A 7,873-nucleotide genomic window follows, 5' to 3' on the forward strand; every position below is an offset into this window, starting at 1 on the left:
TGGCGAGGTTGAAGGCCCGGCGCACGCGGGCCTTCAACCTCGCCATGAACTTCGAGGAGATGAACAAGGCCCTGTTCTACGGCCTCTACAGGCGGATCGATTCCTACTACTTCGGCTCGGAGCTGGCCTCCTCCGGCCTGCCGGAGGGCGACGAGAAGGCGATCCTGGAGGGCGTCAAGGACAAGGTCCCGGCCTCCGTCTTCACCACGCCCTACCGCAACCCGGTCAACGACACTCCGGACGCGGTACGAAAAAACCTGCGCGAGGCGGTGGGGCTCCTGCGCGAGGCCGGCTACGAGCAGCGCGACGGCAAGATGGTGAACAAGGCCAGCGGCGAGCCCCTCACGGTGGAGTTCCTGGAGTTCCAGAACACTTTCGAGCGGGTGATCCTGCCGTTCTCGGCCCAGCTCAAGCTGATCGGCATCGGGACCTCGCTGCGGGTGATCGACCAGGCGCAGTACCAGAACCGGATGCGCAGCTTCGACTTCGACGTCACCACCACGGGCTGGCCGGAATCCCTCTCGCCCGGCAACGAGCAGCGCGAGTACTGGGGGTCGGCCGCCGCCGACAAGCCCGGCACCCGCAACATCGCCGGGATCAAGGACGCGGGCATCGACGCGCTGATCGAGAAGGTGGTCTTCGCCGCCGACCGGCCCGGCGTGCTGGCCGCCACCCACGCCCTCGACCGGGTGCTGCTCGCCCACGACTACGTGGTGCCGCAATGGGCTTCGAACGTCTCGCGGACCCTGCGCTGGAACCGCTTCGCCCACCCCGCGACCCTGCCCCTCTACGGCAGCTCGGGCTTCCCGACGACCTGGTGGTACGACGAGGCCGCGGCCGCCAGGACAGGGGCACCCCGTTGAGAGTCCGGGGCACCGCGTCGCGCCGCGGCGTCCTCCTCGGCACCGGGGCGCTCGTCGCCGGACTGGCGCTGCCCCGCCCCGGCTCCGCGCAGGCCGGGGGCGCGGTGCCCGGCGAGTCGCACGGCGAGTCACACGGCGAGTCACACGGGATGTCGAGCTTCGGCGAGCTCAAATATCCCAAGGACTTCGCCCGGTTCGACTACGTGAACCCGATGGCGCCCAGGGGCGGGCGCTTCTCGGGCCAGCTCTCCTCGACCTTCGGCAACCAGTCCGGCAACACCTTCAACACCCTCAACGTCTACGTCCTGCGCGGCGACGGCGCGGCGGGGATGAACCTGACCTTCGACAGCCTGATGGTGCGGGCCCTGGACGAGCCGGACGCCCTCTACGGGCTGGTCGCCCGCTCGGTGGAGGCCAGCCCGGACGGGCTTGTCTACACCTTCCGGCTCAGGCCCCAGGCCGCGTTCCACGACGGCTCCAGGTTGACCGCGCGCGACGTGGCCTTCAGCCTCAAGCTCCTGCGGGACAAGGGCCACCCGGAGATCTCCCAGGTGATCCGCGACATGGCCGACGCGGTGGCCGAGGACGACGGCACCGTCGTCGTGCGCTTCGCAGCCGGCCGCGCCCGCGACCTGCCGCTGATCGTGGCGCAGCTGCCGATCTTCTCCGCCGCGTACTACGAAAAGCACGACTTCGAGGCGTCGAGCCTGGAGCCGCCGCTGGGCTCGGGCCCCTACCGGGTCGGCCGGGTCGACGTGGGCCGCGCCATCGAGTTCGAGCGGGTGCCGGATCACTGGGCCGCCGACCTGCCGGTCTCGGTCGGCCAGAACAACTTCGACCAGATCCGCTACGAGTACTTCCGCGATCGCAACGTGGCCTTCGAGGCCTTTAAGGGCGGCGCCTTCACCTTTCGCGAGGAGTTCACCGCCCGGGTCTGGGCCACCGGCTACGATTTTCCGGCCGTGGCGGAGGGACGCGTCGTGCGCACGACCGTGCCGGACGCCCGGCCGTCGGGCATGCAGGGCTGGTGGATCAACACCCGCCGCCCGCAATTCCGCGACCCGAAGGTGCGCGAGGCCATCGGCCTCTGCTTCGACTTCGAATGGACCAACAAGAACATCATGTTCGGCGCCTACACGCGCACGGCCTCGTTCTTCGAGAACTCGGACCTGAAGGCCGTAGGCAAACCCTCGGCCGAGGAACTCGCCCTCCTCGAACCCCTGAAGGATCTGCCCCCCGAGGTGTTCGGCGAGGCCTGGACCCCACCCGCCTCCGACGGCTCGGGCCAGGACCGGGCGCTCCTGAAGCGGGCCGACGCGCTGCTGCGCGAGGCCGGCTGCGTCCGCGACGGCGGGACCCTGCGGCTGGCGGGAAAAGCCCTGGAGATCGAGTTCCTGGACGTGGACCCGGTGCTGGAGCCCCACACCCACCCCTTCATCCGCAACCTCGGGCTGCTCGGGATCAAGGGCACGATCCGCACCGTGGACGCCTCGCAGTATCAGGCCCGGCTCAACGACTTCGACTTCGACCTCACCTCGCGGCGCTATGCCAGCGGCGTGACGCCGGGGGGGGAGATGCGCGAGACCTTCGGCACGCGCTCGGCCGGGACCCCCGGCTCCAACAACATGGCCGGCATCGCGAGCCCGGCGGTGGACGCCCTGCTCACGGCCATCGCCGACGCAAAGTCGCGGGCCGACCTCACCACCGCCTGCCGGGCCCTCGACCGGGTGCTGCGGGCCGGGCGCTACTGGGTGCCGATGTGGTATTCCGGCGCGCACCGGCTCGCCCTGTGGGACATCTACGGCCGTCCCGCCAACGGCCCGAAATACGACCTCGGGGCGCCCTCCGTGTGGTGGTTCGACGCCGACCGGGCCGCCCGCATCGGCAGGCTGTAGGAAAGCGACATGCTCGGCTACATCCTGCGCCGCATCGGCCTGATGGTCCCGACCCTGTTCGGGATCATGCTGATCACCTTCACCATCGTGCAGTTCGCCCCCGGCGGTCCCGTGGAGCGGGTGCTGGCGCAGATGCAGGGGCAGGGCGACGGCTCGCTCTCGCGCATCACCGGCGGGGCGGGCGACCTCGGCGGGGGCGGGCGCCCGGCCGGCGGCGAGGCCAATTCCCGCTACCGCGGCGCGCAGGGGTTGAGCCCGGACTTCATCGCCAAGCTGGAGAAGCAGTACGGCTTCGACAAGCCCGCCCCCGAGCGCTTCGCCAAGATGCTCTGGGACTACGTCCGCTTCGATTTCGGCCGCAGCTACTTCCGCGACGTCACCGTCATCCAACTCATCAAGGAGCGGCTGCCGGTCTCGATCTCGCTCGGCCTGTGGATGACGCTCCTGTCCTACGCGATCTCGATCCCGCTGGGCATCCGCAAGGCGGTCTCGGACGGGGCCCGCTTCGACCGCTGGACCTCCTTCGTGGTCATCATCGGCTACTCGGTGCCGGGCTTCATGTTCGGCCTGATGCTGATCATCCTGTTCTCCGGCGGTTCCTTCTTCCAGTGGTTCCCCTTGCGCGGCCTCACCAGCGAGGGCTGGGAGGGCTTTTCGGCCTGGCACAAGATGACGGACTACGCCTGGCACATGGTGCTGCCGCTCACCGCCCTGGTCATCGGCGCCTTCGCCACCGCGACGCTTCTGACCAAGAACTCGTTCCTCGACGAGATCCGCAAGCAATACGTCCTCACCGCCCGGATGAAGGGCCTCTCGCAATCCCGCGTGCTCTACGGGCACGTCTTCCGCAACGCGATGCTGATCGTGATCGCGGGCTTTCCCGGCGCCTTCATCTCGGCCTTCTTCACCGGCTCGCTCCTGATCGAGACGATTTTTTCGTTGGACGGCCTTGGAGAGCTGTCCTTCCGCGCCATCGTGGGCCGTGACTATCCCGTGGTGTTCGCCACCCTCTACATCTTCTCGCTGATGGGGCTGGCCGTGAACCTGCTCTCGGACCTGATCTACGTCTGGATCGATCCGCGCATCGATTTTTCCGCACGCGCGACCTGAGCCGAGAGTAGGATCGTTCGGTGGCCGGACTCATCGCCGGTCGGCCACCCAGGGTCCACTCCGACAAAGCCATGTCCGCACTCTCCCTCGTCATCCGGCCCGAGCATCCCGACGACGCGCCGGCCATCGGCCGCCTGCACGCCCGCGCCTTCGGCCCCGGGCGCTTCGCCCGCACCGCCTACCGCCTGCGCGAGGGCGTGCCGCATGCGGACGCCCTGAGCGTCACAGCCTCGGTCGGCAGCTTCCTCGTCGGCTCGGTGCGGATGAGCCCGGTGCAGGCCGAAGGGCCGGCCTTCCTGGCGCTGGGGCCGCTGGCCGTCGATCCGAGCTTTTCCGGGCGCGGCGTCGGATCGGGCCTGATGCGGGCGGCCCTGGAGGCGGCGCGCGCGGCCGGGGAGGGGCTCGTCGTCCTGGTGGGGGACGCCCCCTTCTACGCCCGCTTCGGCTTCACCCCCGTGCCCCCCGGCCGCTTGAGCCTGCCCGGCCCGGTCGACCCCGCCCGCTTCCTCCGGCTCGAACTCGCCGCGGGCTTTTCGGAGCGGGTGAGCGGGATCGTCACGGCCGCGCGCGCGCGCTGAGCCGACTCCGGCGCGGGCGGCTCTGGCTTTGCGGGGACGGTATCGAACCCCTTCCGCCCGCGCTCGCTGGAACCGCACGCAGGTGCGCGCGGTAGAGCACGACGGCCTGATGCGGAACGCGGAATCCGGGTTTCCCCATCAGGCCGAACCAAGCGGATCGACGGTCTGCCGGTCTTCGTGAGCCGGCGGCATCGTCCGAAGCGGAGAGAACGATCGATGAGAGCAGGTGGCTGGACGGTTGCCGCAGGCCTGATGGCTGTGCTCGGGAGCGCAGGCCACGCGCAGGATGCCGTGGGCCACGGTACGGACGGCATGGTCACCGTGCCGGATGGTGCCGGAATCGTCTATCGGCCCGGACCGCCGAACCTGCCGAAAGGCACGCAGATCAGCCAGGTCTCGGGCGATCCGACCCGATCCGGGCCGTTCGTGCTGCGCATCAGGTTTCCCGCAAACACCGTGATCGCGCCGCACACCCATTCCCAGGCCGAGACGCTGACGATCCTGACGGGCTCGATCCACCACGCGCACGGCAGGACGATCGACAGGCCGGCCGGCCAGCAGCTCCGGGCCGGCGGTTTCGTGTTCCTGCCCCGGGACATGCCGCACGCGCTGTGGACCACGGACGAGCCGGTCGAGCTTCAGGTGAACGGCACGGGCCCGTTCGGCCTGAACTACGTCAACCCCGCAGACGACCCGAGCCGCGCATCCGACTGACCCGCCGGCGGGCCCGACGGACCCGGGGCTCCCGCGGTCTCACGATCCGGTCCGAGGCGGCGGAACTTGGCCGTTGGTCCGCAGGCTTTCCCGGATGTGGCCGCATCCCTGCGGCACGACATCATACATCCGGAGACGGCCCGATGAAGGCACTCTGCTGGCACGGCAAGGGCGACATCCGCTGCGATACGGTGCCCGATCCACGGATCGAGGATGCCCGCGACATCATCGTCAAGGTGACGTCCTGCGCCATCTGCGGCTCCGACCTCCACCTCATGGACGGTCAGATGCCGACCATGGAGGCCGGCGACGTGCTCGGCCATGAGTTCATGGGCGAGGTCGTCGAGGTCGGCCAGGGATTCACCAAGTTCAGGAAGGGCGACCGCGTGGTCGTGCCCTTCAACATCAATTGCGGCGAATGCCGCCAGTGCAAGCTCGGCAACTATTCCGTCTGCCAGCGCTCGAACCGCAACGCGGCGATGGCGGCCGAGCAGTTCGGCTACACCACGGCCGGCCTGTTCGGCTACTCGCACCTGACCGGCGGCTATGCCGGGGGCCAGGCCGAGTACGTGCGCGTGCCGATGGCGGACGTGGCGCCGATGAAGGTGCCCGAGGGCATGGACGACGAGTCCGTCCTGTTCCTCACCGACATCCTGCCCACCGGCTGGCAGGGCGCCGAGCATTGCGAGATCAAGGGCGGCGAGGTCATCGCCATCTGGGGCGCCGGCCCGGTCGGCCTGTTCGCGATCCAGTCGGCCAGGATCATGGGGGCCGAGCGCATCATCGCCATCGAGACGGTGCCCGAGCGGATCGCGCTCGCCCGCAAGGCGGGGGCGACCGACATCATCGACTTTATGCAGGAGGACGTGTTCGAGCGGATCAAGGAGATCAGCAAGGGGGAGGGGGCGGACGGCGTGATCGACTGCGTCGGCATGGAAGCCACCGCCGGCCATGGCCTGGCCGGCGTCATCAGCACGATCCAGGAGAAGCTGACCTCGACCGAGCGGCCCTACGTGCTCACCGAGGCGATCCGGGCGGTGCGCCCGTGCGGCGTGGTCTCGATCCCCGGCGTCTACGGCGGCCCCGTGCCGATCAACATGGGCTCGGTCGTCCAGAAGGGCCTGACCATCCGCAGCGGCCAGACCCACGTGAAGCGCTACCTCGAGCCCCTGACCAGGCTGATCCAGGAGGGCCGGTTCGACATGACCTCGATGATCACCCACCGCTCGACCGACCTCGCGGACGGGCCGGACCTCTACAAGGCGTTCCGCGACAAGCGGGACGGCTGCGTCAAGGTCGTGTTCCACCCGAACTGACACGCTCCCACCGGGCCGCCGGCACGTCGCCGGCGGCCCGGCGATCATTCATCGCCGACACGCGACCCATCAGGATTCGACACGCATGACCCCATCGACCCGGCGCGCGACGCTGCCCGCCCTCACGGCCGCGACCATGGCCGCGGCGCTGCCGTTCGCCACCCTGCCGGCCTTGGCGCAGGAGACGGCCGCGACGCCATCCACGCTCGCCGCCGCGCCGTCGTCCGGCGCCCTGACCCAGGTCGCGCGCTTCGAGCATCAGGTCACGGGCGTGACGGTCTCGAAGGACGGACGCATCTTCGTGAACTTCCCGCGCTGGACCGAGGACGCGCCGGTCTCGGTGGCGGAGCTGAAGGACGGCAGGCCGGTGCCCTTCCCCGACGCGGAGTGGAATTCCTGGCGCAACGCCCGCAAGGACGACGTCGACCCCAAGACCCACTTCGTCTGCGTCCAGAGCGTCGTGGCGGACGCGCAGGGGCGGCTCTGGGTGGTCGATGCGGCCGCACCCGCCATGGCCGCCGTCGTCAAGGACGGCCCCAAGCTCGTCGCCATCGACCTGAAGACCGACACCGTGGTGCAGACGATCCCCTTCGACGTGTCGGTGGCCCCGCAGGGCTCCTACCTGAACGACGTGCGCATCGCGCCGGACGGAAAGACCGCCTACCTGACCGATTCCGGCGCCGAGGGCGCGCTGATCGTCGTGGACGTCGCCTCCGGCAAGGCCCGGCGGCTGCTCGCGGGCGACCCCTCGACCATGCCCGATCCGGGCGTGACCGTGACCTACGACGGCAAGCCCCTGCGCCGGCCGGACGGGCGCGGCGTCGAGTTCTCCGCCGACGGCATCGCCCTCTCGCCGGACGGCCGGACGCTGTACTGGCAGGCGATCAAGGGCCGGACGCTCTACAGCCTTCCGACCGAAGCGCTGACCGGCTGGGCGACCGCGGGGATCGTGCCGGACACGCTCACCGACCGGAGCCTGTCGGGCAAGATCGCCAAGGTCGGCGAGAACGGGCCGGCGGACGGGCTGATCGTCCTGCGCAGCGACGGCCGCCTCTACGTGACCTCGCCGCAGGACGATTCGGTGAAGGTGCGCGACCTGTCGAGCCCGGATGCCGGCCTGACGGTGCTGGTCCAGGACCAGCGGCTGCGCTGGCCGGACACCCTCAGCGAAGGGCCGGACGGGACGCTCTACGTCACCACCTCGCACATCCAGGATTCCGCGTTCTTCAAGGCGGGCGCCCCGGCCGCGCTGCCGACCGAACTCTGGAGCATCAAGCCGGCCGCCACGGCGACGGGCTCGACCAAGGCCTCCCAGCCGCGCTGACACTGAGGCCGAGGCGGGAGGCCAAAAACCTCCCGCCTCGGCCGGCCCGGCACCTTCAGGCGAAGAAGCCGGC

General features: G+C 69.9%; 7 protein-coding genes. All 7 read left to right on the top strand.

Features of this window, described 5'->3' with window-relative positions:
- Window positions 1-863: ABC transporter substrate-binding protein (locus tag COGEMETH_RS21740; protein WP_238184758.1), on the top strand; the 863-nt coding region annotated here is incomplete at its 5' end.
- Window positions 860-2,758, top strand: coding sequence for an extracellular solute-binding protein (locus tag COGEMETH_RS21745; RefSeq protein WP_238184759.1), 1,899 nt, complete (start codon window positions 860-862; stop codon window positions 2,756-2,758). The genes COGEMETH_RS21740 and COGEMETH_RS21745, both read left to right, overlap by 4 nt.
- 9 nt (window positions 2,759-2,767) lie before the next feature.
- Window positions 2,768-3,868, top strand: a complete 1,101-nt coding sequence (locus tag COGEMETH_RS21750) for a microcin C ABC transporter permease YejB (protein WP_238184761.1) — start codon at window positions 2,768-2,770, stop codon at window positions 3,866-3,868.
- 71 nt (window positions 3,869-3,939) lie between these two features.
- Entirely contained in the window at window positions 3,940-4,446 is a 507-nt protein-coding gene (locus COGEMETH_RS21755; RefSeq protein ID WP_238184764.1) for a GNAT family N-acetyltransferase, read from the top strand.
- Between the two features lie 216 nt (window positions 4,447-4,662).
- Window positions 4,663-5,160 (top strand): cupin domain-containing protein, encoded by a 498-nt coding sequence (locus tag COGEMETH_RS21760; protein ID WP_238184766.1) that lies wholly within the window; start codon window positions 4,663-4,665, stop codon window positions 5,158-5,160.
- Between the two features lie 143 nt (window positions 5,161-5,303).
- Window positions 5,304-6,476 (top strand): zinc-dependent alcohol dehydrogenase, encoded by a 1,173-nt coding sequence (locus COGEMETH_RS21765; protein ID WP_238184767.1) that lies wholly within the window; start codon window positions 5,304-5,306, stop codon window positions 6,474-6,476.
- 85 nt (window positions 6,477-6,561) lie between these two features.
- Entirely contained in the window at window positions 6,562-7,800 is a 1,239-nt protein-coding gene (locus COGEMETH_RS21770; protein ID WP_238184768.1) for an L-dopachrome tautomerase-related protein, read from the top strand.
- Window positions 7,801-7,873: the final 73 nt, after the last annotated feature.

Source organism: Methylobacterium trifolii (genome assembly GCF_022179685.1).
Taxonomy (GTDB): Bacteria; Pseudomonadota; Alphaproteobacteria; order Rhizobiales; family Beijerinckiaceae; genus Methylobacterium; species Methylobacterium trifolii.